At 36.3% G+C, this 24,731-nt stretch carries 18 protein-coding genes and 1 pseudogene; 14 read left to right on the forward strand and 5 right to left on the reverse strand.

Annotation, left to right across the window (positions count from 1 at the left end):
- Positions 1-55: 55 nt before the first annotated feature.
- On the reverse strand, positions 56-733 hold the full coding sequence (locus tag BC008_RS11250) for a Coq4 family protein (RefSeq protein WP_027843310.1): 678 nt from the start codon (positions 731-733) through the stop codon (positions 56-58).
- Positions 734-949: 216 nt separating this feature from the next.
- Entirely contained in the window at positions 950-1,816 is an 867-nt protein-coding gene (locus tag BC008_RS11255) for an HIT family protein (protein ID WP_027843311.1), read from the reverse strand.
- Between the two features lie 517 nt (positions 1,817-2,333).
- Between BC008_RS11255 and BC008_RS11260 the strand changes: the two genes are divergently transcribed.
- The 5 genes from BC008_RS11260 (at position 2,334) to BC008_RS11280 (ending at position 11,398) form a co-directional block, all read left to right on the forward strand.
- Positions 2,334-2,690 (forward strand): helix-turn-helix domain-containing protein, encoded by a 357-nt coding sequence (locus BC008_RS11260; RefSeq protein ID WP_235595855.1) that lies wholly within the window; start codon positions 2,334-2,336, stop codon positions 2,688-2,690.
- A 468-nt stretch (positions 2,691-3,158) separates the two neighbouring features.
- Positions 3,159-4,499, forward strand: coding sequence for a GAF domain-containing protein (locus BC008_RS11265; RefSeq protein ID WP_058183545.1), 1,341 nt, complete (start codon positions 3,159-3,161; stop codon positions 4,497-4,499).
- 678 nt (positions 4,500-5,177) lie between these two features.
- Complete coding sequence (locus BC008_RS11270; protein ID WP_027843313.1) at positions 5,178-6,494, forward strand: AAA-like domain-containing protein; 1,317 nt, start codon at positions 5,178-5,180, stop codon at positions 6,492-6,494.
- Positions 6,495-6,686: 192 nt separating this feature from the next.
- Positions 6,687-10,196: a WD40 domain-containing protein gene (locus BC008_RS11275; RefSeq protein WP_027843314.1), complete on the forward strand. Its 3,510-nt coding sequence runs from the start codon at positions 6,687-6,689 to the stop codon at positions 10,194-10,196.
- A 218-nt stretch (positions 10,197-10,414) separates the two neighbouring features.
- Positions 10,415-11,398: an NAD-dependent epimerase/dehydratase family protein gene (locus tag BC008_RS11280; protein WP_027843315.1), complete on the forward strand. Its 984-nt coding sequence runs from the start codon at positions 10,415-10,417 to the stop codon at positions 11,396-11,398.
- 484 nt (positions 11,399-11,882) lie between these two features.
- Here the strand turns inward: BC008_RS11280 and BC008_RS48220 are convergent, their stop codons facing one another.
- Positions 11,883-12,089, reverse strand: coding sequence for a hypothetical protein (locus BC008_RS48220; RefSeq protein WP_153009567.1), 207 nt, complete (start codon positions 12,087-12,089; stop codon positions 11,883-11,885).
- Positions 12,090-12,256: 167 nt separating this feature from the next.
- Between BC008_RS48220 and BC008_RS11285 the strand changes: the two genes are divergently transcribed.
- The 8 genes and pseudogenes from BC008_RS11285 to BC008_RS11315 all read left to right on the forward strand — a co-directional run bounded on the left by BC008_RS11285 (position 12,257) and on the right by BC008_RS11315 (position 20,607).
- Positions 12,257-13,771 carry an AAA family ATPase gene (locus BC008_RS11285; protein ID WP_027843316.1) on the forward strand — a complete coding sequence of 505 codons (1,515 nt, stop codon included), beginning with the start codon at positions 12,257-12,259 and terminating at the stop codon, positions 13,769-13,771.
- Positions 13,772-13,916: 145 nt separating this feature from the next.
- Positions 13,917-14,120 (forward strand): hypothetical protein, encoded by a 204-nt coding sequence (locus tag BC008_RS46330; protein ID WP_072207715.1) that lies wholly within the window; start codon positions 13,917-13,919, stop codon positions 14,118-14,120.
- Positions 14,121-14,561: 441 nt separating this feature from the next.
- Positions 14,562-15,074 carry an SH3 domain-containing protein gene (locus BC008_RS11290; RefSeq protein WP_036265408.1) on the forward strand — a complete coding sequence of 171 codons (513 nt, stop codon included), beginning with the start codon at positions 14,562-14,564 and terminating at the stop codon, positions 15,072-15,074.
- A 427-nt stretch (positions 15,075-15,501) separates the two neighbouring features.
- A pseudogene (locus BC008_RS11295) lies at positions 15,502-16,803 on the forward strand (ABC transporter substrate-binding protein); the annotation flags it as partial.
- Positions 16,804-17,262: 459 nt separating this feature from the next.
- Entirely contained in the window at positions 17,263-18,162 is a 900-nt protein-coding gene (locus BC008_RS11300; protein ID WP_036265410.1) for a carbohydrate ABC transporter permease, read from the forward strand.
- 287 nt (positions 18,163-18,449) lie between these two features.
- A complete protein-coding gene (locus BC008_RS11305) occupies positions 18,450-19,334 on the forward strand; it encodes a carbohydrate ABC transporter permease (RefSeq protein WP_027847096.1) in 885 nt (294 codons plus the stop codon).
- Between the two features lie 69 nt (positions 19,335-19,403).
- Positions 19,404-19,538, forward strand: a complete 135-nt coding sequence (locus tag BC008_RS48225) for an alpha/beta hydrolase (protein ID WP_407657050.1) — start codon at positions 19,404-19,406, stop codon at positions 19,536-19,538.
- On the forward strand, positions 19,531-20,607 hold the full coding sequence (locus BC008_RS11315; RefSeq protein WP_027845831.1) for an ABC transporter ATP-binding protein: 1,077 nt from the start codon (positions 19,531-19,533) through the stop codon (positions 20,605-20,607). The genes BC008_RS48225 and BC008_RS11315 overlap by 8 nt, the downstream gene beginning before the upstream one ends.
- Positions 20,608-20,664: 57 nt before the next feature.
- On the opposite strand, the gene BC008_RS11320 is transcribed toward BC008_RS11315, so the two are convergent.
- Both BC008_RS11320 and BC008_RS11325 read right to left on the reverse strand, forming a co-directional pair.
- Entirely contained in the window at positions 20,665-21,846 is a 1,182-nt protein-coding gene (locus BC008_RS11320) for a patatin-like phospholipase family protein (protein WP_027845832.1), read from the reverse strand.
- A gap of 615 nt (positions 21,847-22,461) precedes the next feature.
- Positions 22,462-23,466 carry a hypothetical protein gene (locus BC008_RS11325; protein ID WP_027845833.1) on the reverse strand — a complete coding sequence of 335 codons (1,005 nt, stop codon included), beginning with the start codon at positions 23,464-23,466 and terminating at the stop codon, positions 22,462-22,464.
- Between the two features lie 254 nt (positions 23,467-23,720).
- Between BC008_RS11325 and rbsK the strand changes: the two genes are divergently transcribed.
- Positions 23,721-24,683, forward strand: coding sequence for a ribokinase (gene rbsK / locus BC008_RS11330; RefSeq protein WP_027845834.1), 963 nt, complete (start codon positions 23,721-23,723; stop codon positions 24,681-24,683).
- The last annotated feature ends 48 nt before the right edge of the window (positions 24,684-24,731 follow it).

Consider the following 24,731-nt stretch of genomic DNA (forward strand, 5'->3'; position numbering starts at 1 on the left):
TCAATAAAAGCCGAGTCTAGTTAATACTAATAGGGATTATTCACTAACAAGTTATTTAGTCAGAAACGCAAGTATGTAATAAATTAATACCTAGTTCTTCTCTCCACTGAGACAAAGGCTTCTCCCAATTTGCTTCCCACTTTTGAGCAAATAATGGTTTCACTTTAGAGCCCATCGTATACCCAGAAGTAAGCTGTTCTAACAAAGTTCCAAGTAATTCTGGACTTTGAAAAATAGTTCTAAACAATCCTCCAGCTAATAATATCACTGGCATAGGTAAACGGGTTTGAGCAAGACTAAATGATTGAATTCCTAATTCTCCCATCTGACTTGTATCAAATCCTGTTACTACATGCCAGATATCATGAGTTTGCCTCATGCGAAAAAGAATATAGCTGATGTCATCTTCAATTTTTATCTTACGATAGGAACCCGGTGTAAAACCTAATTTCTTCATATGAGAAGCATATATATAACCTAAAGATTCTTCCGGATATTCCAGCAAAACATCTAGATTTGGTGTTGCTCCGACATAACGTTCGTTGATTATTTCCTCAACTTCTGGTTTTGTCTTGAGGTAATTTGCGGCTAATTTAGTCGCATTGTTATATCGCATTCCCTCCACAATATCGAATACAGATTCGACTTGATTAAGATTCATCCAAAGGGAAATAAATCCCCTTATTACCATCAAAGATCTCAAGTTTAATCGTGGTAAGGCTGTTAGCAGCATATGGCACTTCCAAGTACATTAGTTACTATTCAAGCTGGAGTAAAATGCACCAGCTGAAAATCTGTAATGTATAAATACTCTATGGGAAATGCTAATTTCGAATTTTTTGATTCTATTGGAGAATATTATTTTCAATAACTTGAAAAATGGCAACAGAAGTTGTTGCAGCATCATACAAGTATTGCTACATGTATGTTAGTACTTGTATGTTAGTGCTTATTTTAATGCCATGCTACGTCTTGGAATCACACTTCTAATTCCACCTTTAGCACCGGTAACATCACTCTTATAACGCGGAATAATATGAATCCCGGCATGCATAACATTTTGTCCCGCATCCCGATTGATATTCATTCCCACATTAAATCCATCAGGTGCAAATTCTTTAGCGATCAATGCTTGCACTTTATTTACCATCAACCAACAAGCAGCTTGCTCTTTAAAGGCTAAGTCAAAATAGTTACTTATATGTCGTTTAGGAATAACTAAAACGTGACCTTTACTTGCAGGATAACCATCATACATTGCATAAGCTGTGGCAGATTCGGTCAATAGTTTGAGATTTTTATGCGGATTACAAAATATACAGCGTTCTGATGAATTAATTTGTTGATTGTAGTGAGTATATTCATAAAACTCACAATTATCATTTAAATATACAGTCTTAAAGGGAAGCTTAACGATACATTGGTAGGTTGGTTTTTTATGGACATAATGTTCTCGAAAACCTTCTTTGATAATATCTCTCCTCACCGCGTAGTAAGCTTTACCTCCAGGTTTTAATAAATGTGATACTTCCATTAAAACATTCGCTTGTTCTTCAGGGAATAAAACATTCAAAACATAACAACAAATTATTGTGTCAAATTTACCATAGGGGTATTGAGAAAAATAGTATGGATCGTACCCAATTATATCCAATCCTTTTGCTTTTAAGAGCTTTACATCATTTCCAAAGCCACAGCCAAAGTCCAAAATTCTACCTTTTAGTAGTTGTTTTCTTAATAAAAAGTTTGCAGGAAATGATAATTTAGTCCTTTCTATTGCTGTAAGGTGACTGAATTCATTATTTCGGTTTTTCATTTCTTCTTATAAGTAGTTACTAATAGGTTATGAATAGTAGATAAATTTAATACCGATTAGTAATTACTCGACATCACTACTAACAACATCACAAATATGTAATCATTTATAATCTTGTTCAAAACATAGCCTATAATGCTACTTAAAATACTCCGTAAATTTTCGGCATTTTTGTGATTAACTTGTTTTAATTTAAATAAATTATGTGGGTATTGCTTAAGATTTATCTTCTATTTTGCAAGTATTGTGGATATTTCACGCTGAAGAACACGGCAATCAAACCAGCTGATATTTAATTTCTATAGTGGGGTCTTTAAAAGTATCAAAAATTCTTGTATTTAAATGAGGTCTTATTTTAAAACCAGTTGCGACAAAATTCTGAGTAGCTGTGTGATTATGTAATATCAATTCCTCACAATTTCCCATATTTCCTTACTTCAAAGACATACTTTTTATCACAGATTTAACTTTAAATATTTAGTTTACTGATTGAGTGTTCCAAAAATACGAGATAGATATGAGAATATATCCTCTGGGAAACAAAAAAAATTCTGAAGTAAAAGCAACATCTATGATACGTAAGATCACCACGAGAGAACAGCGTCTAATTTCACTTTATAAAAACTGGGATTTTGGCATGACACCAAAGCAGTTCTACACAAAATGGGGTGTTACTTATAAAGATATTGCTCAAATTTGCGATCGCTCTGATTCTACTGTAAGAAATTGGTTTAGAAGTAATTCTGATAAGCACTACCCAACAAAAAATGATTTACTTCACCTTGCTTTAATGGATTTCTTGCTAGAACATTTCGAAGAAGTCCCCGAAAATATTTTGCAATGGTTAAACATAGATAAATTACCACATGCTTAATGTATGTGGTTAGAAGTTATATTGTTTGAATTTACATGATTTTAAATACTTACAAGCATGTAATGGATAGAGGCAAAAACTTTGTCATTGTTTGTCATTGAATCGATTCATGGTAGATTTTAATGCGTTTATAACTATGATTGTGCTATCGGAGAAAAAAATATAGAATCAAGCATAATATATACTGAAAAACTATATTTCTATAAATTATTTCTCCCTAAATTTGTCAAATAATCACTACTTAGATATTCTTCTATTAATATCGCTTGCTCAATATGGAATAATTTCTTGGAAATAGTTTTAAGTTTTGAAATTATAAGTTATCCAGTTATAACTTATGAAGTATTTGGTTGAATATTCTGATTATTTTACGAATTAAGAACCAAAAACTCTAACGTTAAAAAATTTAAAAAAATACTCTTTAAATGCAAATTTAAACATTAAATCAACTTAAACTGAATTTAGGAAATGCATAGTAATATCAATGAGACAACTGTATTACGTCAGATAACAAAATATATCCGTCAAAAGTTAGAATTAAAAGTCATTTTGACCGCTGCTGCTGCAGATCTGCGTTTATTCCTGGGAATTGATAGGGTAAAAGTCTGTAAGTTTAACCTGGATGGAAGCGGTGAGGTAATTGCTGAATCTGTAAATGATGATGGTTTACCATCTATGCTGGGATTACATTTTCCTGGTGATGAAATTCCTGCTGAAACTCGTGAGTTATATCTTAAGGTACGAGTGCGGTCAATTGTGAATGTTGACACTAAAGAAATTGCTCAAAGCGCACTATATGATTTGGAAACGGCAGAGATCCTTTCTGAAGAAATTTGCTATCGTGCAGTAGACCCATGTCATTTGGAGTATTTGACAGCCATCGGTGTCAAATCATCTGTTGTCTTACCTATTTTATATGATGGAAAACTCTGGGGTTTATTAGCATGTCACCACAGTAAACCACGTTTGATTTCAGAAGCAGATCTGGAATTGGTTCAAATGGTTGTTGAGCAAATTTCAGTAGCAATTGCTCAAAATACTCTTCTCTCCCAAGTACCAGAGAGAAATCTTAGAGAAAATAGTATCAAGCATGTCGTTACTCTATTGCATTCATTATCTACGGTAGAATTACAAGCTGCTTTGGCGCAAGCTATTGTTGCATTTGGTGGTTCTGGAGGTAGGCTTTGTATTGCTAAAAAAAGTGAGGGAAACAAAATTGACAGCTTTATAGACTGTCTGGAAAATTCCAGCGACAGTCTCAAGCTTTATACCCATGGTAAACAGCCTGTAATGCCAAAACTAGCAAAATACCAATTGATGGAACAGTATAGTGTTTGGCAAGAATATTATAAATCTGGTGATTATGATATTTGGGCAATTTCAGATATATATCAAGTTCACGAATTACGCTTTTTGCAGGTTGCTTTTCAAGGTTCTCAAGTCTGTAGTCTCTTAATGATTCCACTCCAGTATCGTCAGCACTTATTGGGATATTTAAGTATTTTTCGCAACAAATTAGAGCGAGAAACTTTTTGGGCGGGAGAGTTTGAATCAGATCAAAGACAATTATACCCTCGCCAATCTCTTAATGCTTGGCGAGATACCACTAAGACTCTATCTTGTGAATGGAGTGCAAAAGAAATTGACTTAGCCCGCGAAATTAGTAAACAATTTGCCTTTGCAGTTCAAGAATATCAACTACAACAAGAATTCGATAAGCAAACTGATAACTTGCAGAATACGATGCAAAAACAGCAGGCATTAGTAAAAGCTTTGACTAAGATGCGACAAATTCCTTGGACCAGATAAAGAGCAGAATACAGGAGTTAAGAATGGAATAAGCTTTACGCCTAAATTTTAGCTATTTATCTATACCTTACTTACCTGCTATCTGCTATAAGATCCTTTCAATATCAACAATAGATATTGAAGGGAATTTATTAATTTTTATTGTTATTTATTTTCAATAAAGATTTAAGAGCTAAATACCTTTGATTCGTTATCCCCGAAAGCGAGGAAATATAAAGATACCTCAACTATCTTCAATTAAAATTTGTCTATTTTATGCAAAATGCTTGACATTTATTGAAGTATTTACTTATTCGGGTTTAATACTACATAAATTAGTTCAATGTCTGTAATTTTTTGCTAGTATTACATGTTGTTTGCTAAGTGAAAAATAACTCACATGAATGGTAATTTCGACCTCCCAGAGAAACAGCTACCCTTTGGTAAGACATAAATTGTCGCTTTCGGCTATTTCTTTTTGTCTAATATGTATATATTTGTATAATAACAAGTCAAAATACTGATTTTATAAGCCTTTACTTGACTCAAATATAGCAGTTCGATTAAGAAATCAAGGGTTCTTAAGTACATAGTATTTCACTTTTATAGTTGCAAATCAGAATACGACTTTTCTCATTGATTGCAGCTAAAAGTAACTGTCGAATTTTTCCGCTTTTTATAAAATAGCGTTAAATTATAATGACTATAGAAGATACGTTATCTATTCTAGACGAAGTTTTTCACCCCGACCGTTTAAGCGTTGTTCAGGAACAAGTATTCCGTAAATGTTGGGAAGGAAATACTTACCAAGAAATTGCTAACACTTGTGGTTATGATGCTGATTACATTCGGAGTGTTGGTTCTCAATTATGGCAAAAGTTATCTAATGCTTTTGGGGAGAAAATCACCAAAAATAACTTTCGTTCAGTTCTCAGGCAACAGTTTCAAAATAGACTAGTACCGACACATGAAAAAAGAGAACTAGAATTTCCTAAAGGTATAGTACCTTTAAACTCCCCATTTTATATAGAACGCGTTCCTGGTGAATCGCTGTGCTACGAAACAATTTTACAACCGGGGGCTTTGCTGCGAATAAAAGCACCATTAGAAATGGGTAAAACCTCATTGATGGTGAGGATTCTGGAAAAATCTAGACAATTTGGGTACTACACGGTTGCATTAAGTTTCCAAAAAGCTGACGCCAAAGTTTTTACTGATTTGGATCGCTTATTGAAGTGGTTTTGTAGCGCGATCGCTCACCAATTGGGTTTGGAAGGAGAGCAATATCAACTCGAGCATCATTGGAGTTCAATTTATGGGAGTAAAAGCAACTGTACCCATTACTTTCAAGAATTTTTATTACCAGCCCTAAAAAGACCTCTTGTGTTAGCCCTGGATCGAGTTGATGAAGTATTTCGTCACTTGGAAGTTGCTGATGATTTTTTCAGCATGCTGCGTTCTTGGTATGAGGAAGCTTCCTACGGAACCCAAGGGAGTGAGGTGTGGCGCAACTTACGATTAATTATTATCCATTCTACAGAAGTTTACATTCCTTTAGACACCAATAAATCTCCTTTTAATGTAGGAGTTGCAATTGAATTACAGACATTCAAATCCGAACAAGTCTATAAGCTTGCTCGGTTACATAATTTAGAATTATCACCACAAAGGCTAAAGCAGTTTATGCAATTGTTGGGCGGTCACCCTTTTTTAGTTCGCCTAACCTTGTACAACTTGGCATTAAGACATATAACCTGGGATTATCTTGTAAAATCTGCAGCGACAGAATCAGGCATTTATCGCAGTCATCTACGTCAACTTTTAGGATACCTCCAAGAGGATATGGAATTAATTTCAGCCTACGAACAGGTTCTAAAATGTACGGGACCTGTAGAATTGGAACAAATGCTAGCTTTCAAATTAAATAGTATAGGCTTAGTATCTCTTCTAGGTAATGCTGTAATATCTAGGTGCGAACTGTATCGGCAGTATTTCCGTCAGCATATTAGAACTTAGAAATCGAGCTAAACCATTGAAATTTAATTTGCGACTCATAAGCACAACGCTTCACAAAAAGATTACTGGACAAACCAAATAATGATAATCTTCCCTTATAAGGGGGTTTATTTAAATTTTTTGCTGATACCAAGTCGCGGTCTATTTTGGCTCGACTTTGTAGTGCTATTTAATTGAACTCACCTTGAACTAATGGCGACCGAAAAGTTAACAAATTACCAATATCAAGTAGGTGGGCGTTTACCAATTGATGCTCCGAGCTATGTAATACGAAAAGCTGATAAAGAACTTTACCAAGCTTTAAAAGCTAAAGAGTTTTGCTATGTACTCAATTGTCGTCAAATAGGTAAATCCAGTTTGCAAGTGCGAGTAACCCAGAGGTTAATGAATGATGGTGTTGCTTGTGGTGTTGTTGATTTGTCTGGTCTTGGTAGTCATAATACAACCGAGAAACAATGGTATGCCGATATAACCCTATCTTTAGTTCGTAGCTTAGGACTGAGTCAAAAGTTCAATTTGCGTAAATGGTTGGAAAAACGTCAATATATTTCGCCAGTCAGTTCTTTGGGTGAGTTTTTGGAAGATGTTCTACCTACTCTAATTCCACAACCAATAGTAATTTTTATCGATGAGATTGATAGTACTTTAAGCCTACCTTTCAACACCGACGATTTTTTTGCACTGATCCGTGCTTGTGTTCAAAATAAAATTATCACTTTCACCTTGTTGGGAGTTGCAACACCTTCAGATTTAATTGCCAACAAAAGTAGAGCTCCTTTCAATATTGGTCGGGCGATTGAACTAGGTGGATTTACTTTTGAAGAAGCCCAACCATTAATTAGGGGTTTGGTGGGGAAAGTAAAAAATCCTCAAGAAGTGCTCAAAAACATATTAGCTTGGACTGGCGGACAGCCATTTCTAACTCAGAAACTATGCCGCCTAACTGTTAAGTACTATGCCCAAAAAATAGGTACTCCCAATATCATTTCAATTTCTGAACTGGTTAAAAATTATATTACCGATCAGTGGGCATCTAAAGATGAGCCACCTCATTTACGTACTATTAGCGATCGCTTCCAAGTCAATACTAAAAAAACTGGACGCCTATTAGGACTTTATCAGCAAATCATAGACCTAGATTCGATATCAGCAAATGAAGCAATTGACGAACAAGTCGAATTATTACTTAGTGGATTAGTTAAAAGACACAACGGGCGAATAAAAATTTATAACCGCATCTACGAAGAAGTATTTGATAGAAACTGGGTAGAAAAACAATTAGCAAAACTCAGACCTTATTCCGAATCATTGAAAGCTTGGTTAAATTCCGAACGCAAAGATGAGTCACAATTATTACGAGGTTTATCTCTAGAAGAAGCCCAAGCTTGGTCAAACGAACATAGTTTGAATTATTTAGATTATCAGTATTTAGCTGCTAGCCATGTAGTAAACAATCGGGAAGTTCAAAAAATTGAAATGGCTCGCACTCAAGAAGCTGAGGCGCGATTGGCAAAGCAGCGAGAAGTTTCTAAATTACAGAGAATTTTATTAACTTCAGTAAGCACTGCATTAGCTGTCTCTGCTACGTTGGGAATGGTAGCTTTCTTTCAGTTCCATAGAGCACTAGTTAACGAAATTAAAGCAATAATTGCTTCTTCAGAGGAATCCTTTGCTTTGAATCGAAGTTTAGATGCTGCGATCGAAGCCTTAAGAGCAAGGCAAAAATTGAAAGGTTTATATTGGAAAGATAAAAAACTTCAGAATCAGGTAGAAGAAGTACTTTTACAGGCAGCATACCAGGTAAAAGAGAAAAATATCTTGTCTGGACATACAGGTGCAGTTTATGACGTTGCTTTTAGTCCTGATGGTAAATTCCTTGCATCGGCGAGTCGAGATCAAACCATCAAGCTCTGGCAAATGGATGGTACCCTAATTAAAACCTTTGAAGGTCATGGTGATTGGGTTAGAGGAATTGCTTTTAGTCCCAACGGGAAATACATTGTTTCTGCAAGTCAGGACGGAACGGTCAAACTTTGGCAGACAAATGGGACTTTACTGAACACTTTCAAAGGTCATAACGCTGGAGTTAACAGTGTTGCTTTTGGTAAAAAATGTGAACTCATTGTTTCAGGTTCAGATGACAATACTGCGAAGATCTGGGAAACTGATGGTACTTTATTGAGAACTTTAGAAGGACATACCGATCAAGTTAGGGGAGTAAATTTTAGTCCTAATTGTCAGCTTATTGCTTCGGCTAGTGGAGATGGTACGATCAAAGTCTGGAAAATTGACGGTACTTTATTAAAAACCCTTAAAGGTCATAACTCTGGTGTTAATAGAGTTGTTTTCAGCCCCAATGGTAATATTATTGCCTCATCTTCCGATGATAATACTGTTAAACTATGGCAAACCGATGGCAAAGAGATATATACCTTTAACAAGCATGAAGCAGGAGTTGACGGTCTCGCCTTTAGTTCGGATGGTAAAACTATTGCTTCAGCATCCGACGATCACACTGTTAAACTCTGGAAACTTAATGGAAGTTTGCTCCGCAGCCTAGAAGTGCATAATGAAGAGGTGAGATCTGTTGCTTTTAGTCCTGACGGAAAAGCTATTGCTTCAGCTTCTGAAGACAGTAGAATAGAAATTTGGCGACCAAACGAGACTTTACTAACAATATTGGCTGGACATAACGATGAAATCGAAAGCGTAGAATTCAGTCCTGTTAAGATCAGATCTCCAGAAGGAATAGATCGGATTATTGCCTCAGCTTCTGATGACAAAACCATAAAACTTTGGACTTCCCAAGGAAAACTGATTATGGTTTTAGAAGAAGATAAAAATAAACTTGGAGGCCACAGTGATAAAGTTGAGGATGTTGCTTTTAGCCCTGATGGCAAATTAATTGCTTCTGCATCTGAAGACAATACTGTTGGGCTATGGAAATTTGATCGTGAAGATAATAGATATTACTTCTTATTAAGCCTAAAAGATCATAGGAATGAAGTTGAAGGTGTAGCTTTTAGCCCCGATGGGGAAATTATTGCTAGCGCTTCCGACGATCAGACTATAAAACTTTGGAAACCTGATGGTACTTTGCTAAAAACTTTGTTAGCACATAGGGCTAGGGTAGAAGAAGTAACTTTTAGTCCTGATGGCAAATTACTAGCTTCAGCAAGTGGCGATCATACTGTCAAAATTTGGAGCATTGACGGTCAATTACTCCGTACCCTTGAAGGTCATACCAGGGGTATAGATGATGTTGCCTTTAGTCCTGATGGTAAATTAATTGTATCTGCAAGTGAGGACAAAACCCTCAAGCTATGGAATCTTCATGGGAAAGTAATCAAAACTTTTAGGGGTCATACGGGTCGAGTTAGAGCAGTTGCTTTTCATCCCACAAAAGATATGATTGCTTCTGCAAGTGGAGATGCCACTATTAAACTGTGGAAATTAGATGGTTCTTTGGTAAGAACTCTTAAAGGACATAATGATGGAATTAATGGAATTTCTTTTAGCCCAGATGGAAAAAGACTTGCTTCTGCAGGTAACGATAATAAAGTAATTTTATGGGATTTAGACAAATTTCTTCAAATTGAACCTGTATTACAGCACGTCTGCAATTGGATCGAAGATTATTTGAAAACTAATGCAGAATTGGAACAGAAAGATAGACACTTATGCGATGACATTATTAAATAAAAACAATACATTTTTACTAAATATTGTCAAGCAAACTATATAAAGTTGGTTGTGTTGCAAAAAAATATTTAGTTGCAATAGTCTAAGCTTATTGACTGATTTAGCTATATTTTAACTAATTTGTTCAGCGCGTTACGGCATTGCTAGAAGCTAAAAGAATCTCATATGACATTGAATATATTAGTTCTCATCTGCATTGTTCAATTAAACTTATGGGTATGAAAATCCTTGTCACTGGCAGTTCTGGGCATCTAGGCGAGGCGCTAGTTCGTACATTGCACGACGCTAATCATGAGGTCGTCAGTCTGGATATTAAGCCATCACCGTTTACGACGGTGGTTGGATCGATCTTCGATCGCGAATGCGTCAGAATTTGTATGAAAGGTGTGGGTACTGTCTATCATGCCGCAACGTTGCACAAGCCTCATGTTGCCACTCACAGCATGCAAGAGTTTGTCGAGACGAATATTCATGGAACTTTGGTTTTGCTGGAGGAAGCTGCCGCCTGTGGAGTGGCATCATTTGTGTTTACCAGCACAACGAGCGTATTTGGTAACGCCCTCAGACTCCCACTGGGAACACCAGCTGTTTGGGTTACAGAGGAAGTAACCCCGATTCCCAGGAACATATATGGTGTTACGAAGACGGCGGCAGAAGACCTTTGTCACCTTTTCTATAGGAAACGGGGTCTTAATTGCGTTGTTCTTCGCACGTCTCGATTCTTCCCAGAAGAAGATGATGACAGGGTTCAGCGCCAATCTTATGACGACCAAAATGCGAAAGCTAATGAGTTTCTTTTTCGACGTGTCGATTTGGAAGATGTCGTTAGTGCGCACCTTTTGGCCAGCGAAAACGCCTCATCAATCGGTTTTGGGAAATACATTATCAGTGCAACTACGCCCTTCTTGACCGAAGACCTTACTGAACTGCGAACCAATGCACCGCGCGTGTTGCGAAAACGAGTTCCTGAGTACGAGCAAATTTACCAACGCTATGGATGGAAGATGTTCCAAGGGATTGATCGAGTCTATATCAACTCCAAGGCGCGAAAAGACCTAAAGTGGGAACCAAAATACAATTTCACTCATGTGTTGAGCCATCTGAGAAAGGGAACCGATCCGCGAAGCCCGCTTGCTAGAGTTATAGATTCGAAGGGCTATCACTCGGTCATATTTGATGAGGGACCATATCCTGTTGAGTGAATGGTCGCTTCTTGATGGCGGATGCAAGGGAAGCCAAAAGTGTACCAGTGACTATTACATACAGCATCTTTGCAATTGGATCTAAGATTATTTGAAAACTGATGCAGAGTTGGAACGGGACGATCAACACCTATGTGATGACATTATTTAAATTTAGTTAGCTTTCAGGGTCAAGAAATTTCATTATTGCTTGTCTCATATTTTGCACCTCTCAGTACAAACCCAGGTAAATTCAAAATATGCGTGATAACGCTACCTAATTATGATGAGTTTTTATTGATAGACCAAGGGTTTTAGCTTTTTACTGAGTAATACAATTGCATAAACTTTTATTGGTGTAATATATAAGTTGTTTGGCGTTGGTCAGTGTGTAATGCTTTTGGTGCAAATATCTAGGAAAAATTAATGTTTTAATAACTTAATTTCTTGATTAGCATTCTCTATTGAGCAACGACAGTTGTTTTACCTTGTTAGGTTTTTCTAACTACGGTATGTGACCGCACTCATTAATAAAGCAGAGTTCGATATTACCCTGCAATGCAGAACCACCTGAGCCCCGTTGGTCGTATAAAATACAGTGAAAACGGGAAGTAAAACTTTCGGTAAATGGAAGAAAATAAGGGATTTTCCAGTACCATGATCGCACCACAATATTTGACCGTCGGTGGTCTTGAGAATATTTTCTTTCCACATAAGTAATTTACGCTGCGCTTTTTATACGCTTCAAATATTTATGATACTGCTATTACGGTTTCTAGCAGTGCCGAAAAAAATCAAAGTATCTATTAAATGTGAGTTGTAAGACGCAATATAAACCTTAACAATAAAAGAAATAACCAATCTTTTAAGATCTAAAGTATGAGCTTCCGTGACGAGTTTAAACTTCTGCTACGCGCCCGTTATCCTTTGCTTTACATTGCTACCTATGAAGAGGAACGGGTGGAAGCTGCTATTCGGGAAGAAGCGACCAATCAAGGTAATCGCCCGATTTATATCTGGGATTTTGTTGATGGTTACCAGGGTAATCCCAATGACCAAGGTTTTGGGCGGCGTAACCCATTACAAGCTTTGGAATTAGTAGAAAAGTTATCTCCAAATGCACCAGCGGTGTTTATTTTGCGGGACTATCACCGATTTTTAGAAGATGTAGCGATTGCGCGCAAACTACGTAATTTTGCCCGCCTTCTTAAGTCACAACCGAAAAATATTGTGCTGTTGTCGCCGCGCATTAATATTCCTGATGATTTGATGGAAGTTTTGACAGTGGTGGATTTTCCATTACCAGCCAAGACAGAAATAAAAACTGAGATCGAACGTCTGTTAGCTTCAACTGGTACTTCTCTGTCTGCGAAGTTTTTGGATGACTTGGTAAGCTCTTGTCAGGGTTTATCTATGGAGCGTATTCGTAGAGTTTTAGCACGGGCGATCGCATCCCACGGAGAATTACAACCAGAAGATGTGGAATTAGTATTAGCTGAAAAGCGCCAAACCATTCGCCAAACCCAAATTTTGGATTTCATTCCTGCCACAGAACAAATTTCTGATATTGGTGGTTTAGATAACCTTAAAGATTGGTTATTGCGCCGGGGTGGAGCATTTAGTGAAAAAGCCCGACAATATGGTTTACCCCATCCCCGTGGTTTGCTATTAATCGGAATTCAAGGAACTGGTAAATCTTTAACTGCAAAGGCGATCGCCCACCATTGGCATTTACCACTTTTACGCTTGGATGTCGGACGTTTGTTTGCTGGATTAGTCGGTGAATCGGAATCCCGGACGCGACAGATGATCCAGGTAGCTGAAGCCCTTGCTCCTTGTATTTTGTGGATAGATGAAATAGATAAAGCATTTTCTGGACTTGGTAGTAAAGGAGATGCGGGAACTACTAGCCGAGTATTTGGAACATTTATTACTTGGTTAGCAGAAAAAACCTCACCTGTATTTGTTGTTGCCACCGCTAACGATATCCAAGCTTTACCACCGGAAATATTGCGTAAGGGAAGATTTGATGAGATATTTTTTGTCGGTTTACCAATTCAGGAAGAACGCAAAGCAATTTATGAAGTACATTTAACTCGCTTACGTCCTCATAACATCAAAAATTATGACATTGAAAGATTAGCCTATGAAACTCCTGATTTTTCTGGAGCCGAAATCGAGCAAACTTTAATTGAAGCAATGCATATTGGCTTTAGTCAGAATCGAGACTTTACCACCGATGACATTTTAGAAGCTGCTTCTCAAATTATTCCCTTAGCAAGAACAGCCCAAGAACAAATTGAAAAATTACGGGAGTGGGCTGCTGCAGGTAGGGCGCGTCTAGCTTCAAAACATAATCCTTTGAGTGACAGAATACAGCAACAGTTACAGTAAGAATTACTTAGGGGAACTCGCTAAAAAATTAGTAATAATTAACCCTCCAATTTACAGGAGGGCTAATTATTAGTTAATCCTTCAAAATCTAGGGGATTAAAAGCTGTAAGACGCTTTCAGCAAGCAAAAGAACTATATCCAGACGGTGTTGTCAGCAAAGGTACATGGCAGGTATATTGTCAAAGCTGTTGTCACAAAAGGGAAGAAAGTAGGAACTTACTTCGGTCGAGTATTGTGCCGTAAAAGTGGAAGTTTTGATATTGCGACTAAAACAGGAAGAGTCGCCGGGATTAACTATAAATTTTGTATTTCAGTTCACAAGAAAGATGTTTATTCTTACTCGTTTTAAAAGCTTTTCAGGGGCAATAAATTACCCCGTCGTTTTTCCTCCCAGTTATAAATGGACTGGGCTTCCTAACTCCCGCAAGGTCTTTGTGAGTATGTTCTAATTTCTATATATCGAGAGAAAATTCTGAAATTTCAACCAAAAAAATAGATGCTTATATACGTAGCATGCTGCAAAAATGTAGGGTGTTACCTTTACCGTTTGGTTGAATGTGGAACAGATACAGAAAATAACTCTTCTAAATTTATAATTCCCAATTTCTACTTCCTAGGCTGAAATCTTAAACCCTTATCCCAGGACATATACTGAAAATTGATTTTATGTACTTTTATTGGGGGGACGGATTCGAGTGCAAATGCAATAATAGGTGAGAAATTAAAGTGGATAACACAGCAGTTAATGGCTAAGCCTTTAACTCATTAATAACTTGATGGTGTTGAAGATATGATTTTTGTCAACATACTAAAGTTTCTGTTTGGTTTTGCTTTAGCCATTGCTATTTTAGCTGGTGGTAGTGTGGTTGCTGCGCTTTACTTTATTAACCGAAATGCCGTAACCCCCAACAAACCAACGTTCGATAATGATCGACCTCCAGCCATAACTGCAGGGGTAAAACCAGGAGAATCAGCATTTACCACTACTTCTAAAGCGAAGGAGAAAAAAAATACAAAATCCCAAAATACACCATCACAAAAAGATAAACAGTCAGCAGAAGAAGAAAAATCTTCACAACCTTTGCCACCAGGGGCTTACAACGCTCGGGTAACATGGCCACAAGGTTTAATTTTGCGTTCTGAACCCAACACAGATGCCGAATCTGTTGGTGGGGTGGGTTTCAACAAAAAAGTTATTGTTTTACAATCCAGCCGAGATAAAGCTTGGCAAAAAGTTCGAGTAGTAGATACAGATGAGGAAGCTTGGGTAAAAGGTGGTAACACTAAACGTATTGATGAATAATTAAAATAAAAGCCTAGTAAAAAAAATCAAATAAAAAACGGGGGTTACAGCATTGCTGTATCCCTATATATTTTAGGTATCTTGTTATGATTCAATAGTGATATTTTCAATTTTAAATTTTAGGCTTGAAATAGAAAATAATTTGGATATTTTACTTGTAGCGATAGCTTCACGAAAAGATAACTAAATTTATAAAAATTCTATTAATGTAAATAACTAATATTAATTGAGATTGATAGTTAAACTTATCTATACTCAAATGTCATATGAATAACTATTTGGTATATATTATCTATAAGTTTAATTAAGCATTCAATATTAACAACTAACCGACTCAAGAGTAAATAGCAAGTTACCTAAATACTGATACTGTATATTTAAAAATATCATAATTGCTTCGTAAATCGAACTAGATATTTCGGAGATAATGTTTCACTTCCAATTGCCTAAAATACTGTCGAAAATACCACATAAACTAAAATTGCCAACGGTAATATTTGCCGTTATATTAGTTCTTCTATTTACTTCGATGCCACATGCATTGACAGAGCAGCCAGTTACCTTAAATATGCTGATGACAGCCCCGGATGCTCAACCTTGGAAAACAGGAATAATCAAAGACTTTGAAGCAAAAAATCCAGGTATTCGTATCAATATAGTTGAAGGTCCAAATTCAACTAATCTATTAGAGGATCTTTACACTTCTGCTTTTATTTTAGGTGATTCGCCTTATGATTTGGTGAATATGGATGTAGTTTGGACTCCAAAATTTGCAGCAGCTGGATGGTTATTAGATTTAACAGATAAAATTTCTTCAGATGAATTAACAGCTTTCTCTGAAAAAGATGTAGAGGGAAGGCGTTACCAAGAAAAATTATATGGAATTCCCATGCGTTCCGATGTAGGAATGCTTTATTATCGCAAAGATTTACTTGAAAAAGCAGGGTTTGCAGCACCACAAACTTTTTCAGATCTAATGAAAATTTCCCAAACATTACAAAAGGGAAATAAGGCGAAATGGGGTTACATTTGGCAAGGCAAACAATATGAAGGACTAGTTGCAATGTTTGCAGAAGTTCTACAAGGTCATGGAGGATTTTGGGTTAATCCAGAAAATTTGGAAGTGGGATTAGACCGACCAGCAACTATTGAAGCAATTAAGTTTCTCAAGCAAACGATCGCAGATAAAGTTTCTCCAAGTGGTGTAACCACATATCAAGAAGAAGAAACTAGAAGATTATTTCAAAGTGGACAGGCGGTTTTTTTACGGAATTGGCCTTATGTTTGGCCCCTTGCGAATACAGATGATTCTCCACTTAAAGGTAAAATAGCAATCAAACCAATGCTTGCAACTCCTAATAATACGGGTGGAGCTTGTTTGGGAGGATGGGCACTAGGAATTTCTAAATCTTCCAAACATCCTGAAGAAGCTTGGAAAGCAATTAAGTATTTCACTTCTGAAGCAGCGCAACGTAAGTTTATTTTAGAAGCTGGTTTTGTACCAAGTAGGCGTTCTTTATTTACAGACCCAGAAATTGTTAAAAAATATCCCCACTACCCAACACTTTTAAAGGTTGTAGAACAAGCTGTTTTACGTCCCCCAATTCCTCAATATGCCCAAGCATCAGATATTTTACAACGCTATTTGAGTGCTGCATTAACTAATAGAATGTCACCAGAAGCAGCTATGAATGCCGCAGCAAATGAAACTCGGCAATTATTAGGTGAAAAAGTTAATCAAAGAATATCAATTGCAGATGGCGAATTAAATGTACAAGAAATAAGTGAAGAGAAATCCGCAAACTTACCTCAAAGATTAATATCAGAAAGACCAATATTAGAAAAACCGGTATTAGAAAGGCCAGTATTAGAAAATACAGATTTATCTCCATTAGAGGAAGTCATACCCACACTACTGGAAGAAAAATCATTCACACAAGATGACGCACAAATTCAAGATATAAAAAGCATCGATTTATTCCAGGAAGAAATACCTGTCACACAACCTCAAGAGAAAAATTTAAACATACAACAGAGTTTAAGCACACAAAAATATGGAGCATTACTATTAACCACTAACTAACAATTGCAACTCTAATCTAAAAATTACACACTAACGATCGCAAACTAAGTCTAAACAACTAAAGCTCGCATATAAATTACCTAAGTTCGGTAATAAATAAGAAAAATGCAAACCATCCGAAGTCGAGAACAGCGAACTGCCTTAATATTTTTACTACCTGCTTTAATCTTACTTTTGCTCGTATTTGGTTATCCAATAATTCGTGCTTTTTGGTTAAGTTTATTTACAAAAAATTTGGGTACCGAACTACAGCCAATCTTTGCAGGCTTTGATAATTACATACGAATGGTAGGAGATGGTCGTTTTTGGAATAGTTTGTGGACAACTACCATTTTCACCACAGCATCAGTAATTATTGAATTACTCTTGGGATTAGGTATCGCCTTAGTCCTAAATCAAAAGTTTGTTGGAAGAGGTGTGATGCGCACCGTCGCAATTTTACCCTGGGCTTTACCAACAGCATTAATTGGTTTAGCTTGGGCGTGGATATTTAACGATCAATTTGGCGTTGCTAATGATATTTTATTACGCTTAGGTTTTATAGATACTGGTATTAATTGGTTGGGAGAACCAACATTAGCAATGGTAGCAGTAATATTTGCAGATGTTTGGAAAACCACCCCATTTATTAGTATTTTACTTTTAGCTGGTTTACAATCGATTTCACCAGATTTATACGAAGCTCATTCTATAGATGGAGCATCTTCTTGGCAAAGTTTCCGCCAAATAACTTTACCATTATTGATGCCACAAATCTTGATTGCAATGTTGTTTCGTTTTGCTCAAGCTTTTGGAATTTTTGACTTAATTAAAGTTATGACTGAGGGTGGTCCTGGTGGAGCAACAGAGGTTGTGTCGATGTATATTTACTCTACCGTTATGCGCTATTTGGACTTTGGTTATGGTGCAGCGCTAGTAGTCGTAACATTTTTATTATTGATTTTTGCAGTTGTACTAGCAAGCTTACTGCTTAAAAATTTACGTTCTCGAAGTTCGCAATTTTAATTATCAGTTAATGCGCAATACTTACAGTACGCTTACGCTAGACCGCGCACGCTTTGCTAATAGTTTAAGTAAGTAGGCGAGAAAAAAGTAAACTATGTGAATAAATATAAAATATCTGTATTTGGCTCGTAGTAGCGCTTTAGCGCTAAAGCACTACTACAAACAAGTTATGATTTTTCTTACTAACATACTTATGGCTAACGCCACGCCCTTACGGGCTACAGTTACCAATTAACAATTACCAATTACCAATTATCAGTTAGTAAATTTTCAATTATCCCAAACAAATGACTTCAGTTTCTCCTAAATATAAAATTAATTCTGAAGAAAATAATACTACAAAAAATGTAGGCAGAAAAATATTATTATGGCTTGCCGTGGTTCTAATTACTATTTTTTGCCTTGCTCCTGTAATGTGGCAATTATTGACTTCATTTAAAACTAAAGAAGCTATAGAAGAAGTTCCTACGGCTTATTTTACTCTGAGTTTAACTTGGAAACATTATATTGATTTATTTAGTAGGCGTCCTTTTTGGCTTTATATACTAAATAGTGCCCTTATTTCTTTTGTTTCAACAGCCTTTGCATTAGCTGTAGGAGCACCTGCGGCTTATGCATTAGCTCGTTTACGTCCATGGGGTGGCAAAGTTATTTTGGCTGCTATTTTAATTGTAACTTTGTTCCCTGGCATTTTATTATTCTTAGGCTTATTAGAAATCATTCAATGGCTACATTTGGGTAATAATTATTTGGCATTAATTATTCCCTATACAGCAATTAATTTGCCACTCACAATTTTAGTTTTACGTAGCTTTTTTGAACAACTTCCTAAAGACTTAGAAGATTCAGCACGAATTGATGGTTACAACACGGTGCAAATGTTAGTTTATATTTTGCTACCAATGACTGTTCCAGCGTTAGTAACAACAGGAATTTTGACATTTATTTTTGCTTGGAATGAGTTTATTTTTGCTCTAACATTTATTACTCGGGAAAGCATGAAAACTATTCCCATCGCTGCAGCACAATTGGGTGGTGCATCCAGTTATGAAATACCTTATGGTTCTATCGCCGCAGCAACAGTTGTGGGAACTTTTCCTTTAGTTGTATTGGTATTATTTTTCCAACGAAAAATTGTTCAAGGTCTTACCGCTGGAGCTGTTAAGGGTTAATTTATCAGTTTATGGCTAACGCCACGCCCTTACGGGCTACAGTTACCAATTACCAATTACCAATTACCAATTACCAATTATCAATTACCTGTTACCAATTACCAATTACCAATTACCAATTATCAATTACCTGTTACCAATTACCAATTACCAATTACCAATTACCTGTTACCCATTAACGATTACCAATTTCAAAATGTCTAAACTTGAATTGAGAAACTTAAATAAGACTTACACATCAAAAATTATCCCAGTAAAAGACGTTAGTTTGATGGTTGATGATAATGAATTCCTTACTTTATTGGGTCCAAGTGGTTGTGGAAAATCTACCACTCTACGAATGATTGCGGGTTTAGAAGAACCAACTCGCGGTAAAGTCATTCTGGGAGGTGAAGATATTACTTTTAAAAGACCTGGCGATCGCAACATGGCGATGGTTTTTCAAAGTTATGCTCTTTATCCTCATATGACGGTACATGAAAATCTATCATCTGGACTGAAGCTAAAAAAAGTTCCTCGGGCTGAAATTCAACAACGCGTAGCAAATGTTGTGGAACTTCTTGGTTTAAAAGAATTACTACATCGCAAACCAGGTCAATTATCAGGAGGACAAAGACAACGAGTCGCAGTTGGTCGAGCATTAGTACGGCGTGCTGAAGTATATTTGCTGGATGAACCATTGAGTAACTTAGATGCACTACTTAGAGAAAGAGTTCGTGCAGATCTCAAACAAATATTTGCAAGGGAAAAAGCACCAGTGGTTTATGTAACCCACGACCAAACAGAAGCAATGACTTTGTCTTCTAAGGTCGCAATTCTGAATAATGGTTATATCCAACAATTGGATCCACCTGAACGAATTTACAATCATCCAGCTAATTTATTTGTTGCTGGTTTTGTCGGTAGTCCGCAAATGAATTTACTAAATCTACCCTGTAAAGGTCGCAGTGCAATGCTGGGTGATTTTCAGATTCAATTACCAGATATCCCTACCGTACCATCAGAAATTGTTCTGGGTATTCGTCCAGAAAATGTTCGTTTAGTAACTTCCGATGATGACAAACAGATAATTCAAGGAAAGGTTTTTCTAGTGGAAAACTTGGGAATGCACAACTTAGTAAGCATCCATGTAAAAAGTTCTCATTCTCCAGCATTAACAATTCGTGCGTTATTACCAACAGATCAAAGTTGGGATAGTAAGGAAATAAAACTAGTATTACCTCCCCAAAATATTCATTGGTTTGATGTGGAGTCTGGTGATATTTTAAGGTGATTTTTGATTAGGAATTGGGAATTAGTAATTACTAATCGATCATTGATATATAATTAGCTATTTATTTTTTTCTAAGAATTCTTTTAACGACTTCTCTACATTTGGTTGTCGGAGGTATACTTCTGCAGCTTCGATCAAATTATTTATATTTTCTTTACTAACATCATCAATATCATCACTCAATCGTTTACCAGTTAACTCTCGATCTAATTTAAATTGTAAACGTAATAGTCTGGAGCGAACCATTTGATCGGTTATATATTCGCATACATCTGCCGATCCATCTAATGCTACACCTATTAATGGTTGTGCCCATTGTATTAAACCCCAATGATGAGCTTTTTCAAAAGGGATGATTCGCGTTCTATCCCCAGTACCTAAAGAAAGTACAGTAATGTTTTCTAAGGAATGACCCAATCTCAAAGCTTCTGCTACAGCACATGCAGATGGATTGTTTGCTGTTACACCACCATCAATTGCTGAATAAATCGTTTTAATTGAATATATAGAATTTTGAGTGGGTATTTGCTTCCAGGCTTTATCTAAAATAGCTTTTCTGGGACGCCCTATATATTTCTTGATTTTACGAGTTTGACCACTTCCAGGACCACTAATAATTTTCAGTAATGTATTGTTATATATATTATTTGTACATGAAGCATCTTCATCTAAATAGATGTTATCTATCGATGCTTTGTAAACTTGACCATTTATTATTTTTTCTAATTTATGTGCGGGAAAATATGTTGGTGCAGAGGCAGAAGAAACACAAGTCTCCCATAAGGGAATATTCCCATAACCTTTATCTTGACGCCAACTTTTAAAAACAATTGGCTTTCTTTCAATCGTATCGTAAGCAACTATTAATAATAATGGTGAAGGGATATCAAAAATAGTTTTATCGCCAAAAACACTTTTTAATACTTGAGTTAAACCTCGATCTGAGTACTTGGGTGCTGATACTCCATGCTTAAAAATTAATTTTATTCTTTTAAGTGAAAAGCGACTCTGGTAAGGAAATATTAGTGAACTGTTCTCTTTGTAGAATTCTACTATTTTTTCGCTTCTAATCCCTGTAGCTATAGCTGCAGCTAAAATAGAACCTGTAGAAGTTCCTGCAATTAAATCAAAATACTCATTTAATGGTTGCTCAATTTGCCTTTCAATTAATGAGAGTATTTGTGCTGTTACGACCCCTCTAATACCACCGCCATCTAAGCTCAAAATCCGAAAAGGCATGGTTAATAATTACCTTCTAGTTTTAAAGTTGAATTAAAGTTGAATGATATATTCTTATTCAGCTTAGTATACAAAAGTTTAGTATACAAAAGTGTGATTTCTACTAAACGTGTTTTGGAAAGATACTTTTATTTTGTATTGGTTTTAGGTAAAATAAAAACCCATTTTTTAGAGTATAATTAGAGATTATATAAACCAAAATAAATATCTTTTGCAAAGACAAAATACACTAATTTTACACATAACTATAGATACTTGTAACATATAATAAATTTCTATTATATAGTATGCCTGAAGAAATATTATTCATAGTATTTAGTATTACAGCAAGGTTAATAAAATACAATTCATGACGATGATATAAATGCCATAATTACTACATAATAAAATTAATTATTCTCTACTCTTGAAGAGTTAATTTCAAGATAAAAATAATATCAATTATAGTAGATAAAATCTACCTATTTGAGATTTGTATTAATACCAGTAAAATTACAACTATTCAGTTCAATGGAAAAACAAACAAATAGAAATTTAGCCAAGAATTATTTGCATTCTTGGCTGTTCTTATCTCTTATTGGTGATATTTTCTAGGTATGTAAAGAAGAAGAATTTTTATTTTGACTTCATATTTACATTTACCAAAACTTCTTGATTCATATTTGTATCTTCTTGTTTAGAGGTAAATTTACCTTTCCAATTCACATTAGAAGCAACAGAGATATTAGAAGTAATCGGCATTAATTTATCGAGCATTATTTGGTATTTTCCCTCTCCATTACCTTTATAAGATTGAAGAGTTAGTGCGGCGCTGGGTGGTAGTCCTGGTAAAGTCACTTTTTGCATTGCTTGGGCTTGTTGGTCAACTTTAGCCTGGAGAGTTGCAACACCATCTTTAATATCCAATAGTTTGTATGTTTGTGTTTGGATGATATTTATACCGCTAAAACCAACCTTATTGGTTACGACCCATTCAGCTCCTTTACCCACAGCTTCTTGAGGAACAGGAGAAGATACTTTACTGAGGGAATTACTGACTTGTTGCATCATCTGTTTGAGCATTGGATCTTTAATATCAGATGCAACCAAGTTAAATTTTTTGGGATTACCACGATTATCCATCACTCCAGAACCCTTCATTCCCTTAAGTTGTGCAAACTGTTTTCGCATTGCTTCAAGTATTTGTGGTTGGACATTGGGGTCTTTAATGACATCTATGTCTGAATAGGAGAAATCGTAGCTAATATCTCCATTCGGTTCCACCTTATTAACAACAGTATTAACGGTTACTTCAGTAGCAGGAATATTAAAAGCTGGTACTGGCTTTCCATCAAGTGACATTTTCATATTGGTTTTTGTCATCATCACTGACTGCTGTTTGCTACCAGCGACAGGTTGAAAGCGCAATTTTTGTCTGGGTTCTGCACCACGATTGAGTAATTTAACTTTAGATGCTTGGGGACTTTTTAGTTGGGGTTGTTCAGAATTTTCTGTATCTGTAGATACGTTTGGTGATTTTTGTTCTGCTCTTGGTTGTGCGTGTGCGGGGGTTTGTACATACTTGATTCCAGTCCCTAGTAGCAAGCAAATTATTCCACCAGCAAATAAACTCTTCTTCATAGACCTCACCATATGCGATATATAGTTGTAAATTTTGTAGTCAAAGATAACATCGACTATAAAATTTATTTGTGAATATTTACCTTAAAACTTTGCAATACACTCTATACCTGTTTTCAAAACAACAGGAGCTTGTGAAATTTTGAGCAATCGAAAGTAGATGTGTTTAAAAACAAGTAAATCTTTACTATCGCTTTGCATCGGACTTATCTGATGGCATATTATTTCGCTGGTTCGCTATTTTTAATAAGTTTATGAGCATTATCGTCTTTGGCAGCATAAATAAAGACTTAGTGGCGACAGCACCTCGGTTACCACTAGCAGGAGAAACGTTGCTAGGACGAGATTTTTTTAGTGTATCCGGAGGTAAAGGAGCAAATCAGGCTGTTGCGATCGCGCGTTTGGGAATTCCAACCCACATGGTGGGACGTGTTGGCGCTCAAAGTTTTGGTAACGAGCTGATTGCGAATTTACAAGCTGCTGGTGTGGAAACTGAAAATGTCTTTGTCGATGAAACCGTTAATTCTGGCGTTGCAATTATTACTGTTGACGATGCGGGTGAAAATCAAATCATTGTCATACCAGGTGCAAATGGAAGGGTAGATCTGGATGATGTCGAACGATTATCCCGTTTATTACCAACAGCACAAGCGCTTTTACTGCAATTGGAAATTCCTATTCCTGCAGTTTTAGCAGCAGCAAAAGCAGCTCGAGACAGGGGTGTAACTGTCATTCTTGACCCAGCACCAGCACGATCTGATATTCCTGAAGAACTCTTATCCCTGGTGAATATTATGACTCCGAATGAAGTAGAAGCCGGACAGTTAGTAGGTTTTACTGTTGATGGGGAAGAGTCAGCCCACAGAGCAGCAGATCTGTTATTACAAAAGATGACCAGGGGTACCAATAAGTTCAACAATGTTAATTTGAAATGCCTACTGATAAAACTTGGCGAGCGAGGAGTTTATTGTGCGACCCCCGACCAAAGATTTTTTCTTCCTGCATTTCCCGTTTCAGCTGTTGATACAACTGCTGCTGGTGATGCTTTCAATGCTGGTTTTGCCACAGCATTAGCCGAGGGAAAATCTTTAAAAAAAGCAGTGGTTTGGGGCGCTGCAGCAGGTGCTTTAGCTACTACCAAGCCGGGAGCACAACCTTCTCTCCCTGATCGATTCATCTTCGATAAGTTTTTGCAAGAACAAGTCAGCGACTATTAGGGTGTCAGGCTTGAGGTGTGATTTCGCAATTCTACGCAACGAAGGCTA

Origin of the sequence: Mastigocoleus testarum BC008, from assembly GCF_001456025.1 — a bacterium.
Classification (GTDB): domain Bacteria; phylum Cyanobacteriota; class Cyanobacteriia; order Cyanobacteriales; family Nostocaceae; genus Mastigocoleus; species Mastigocoleus testarum.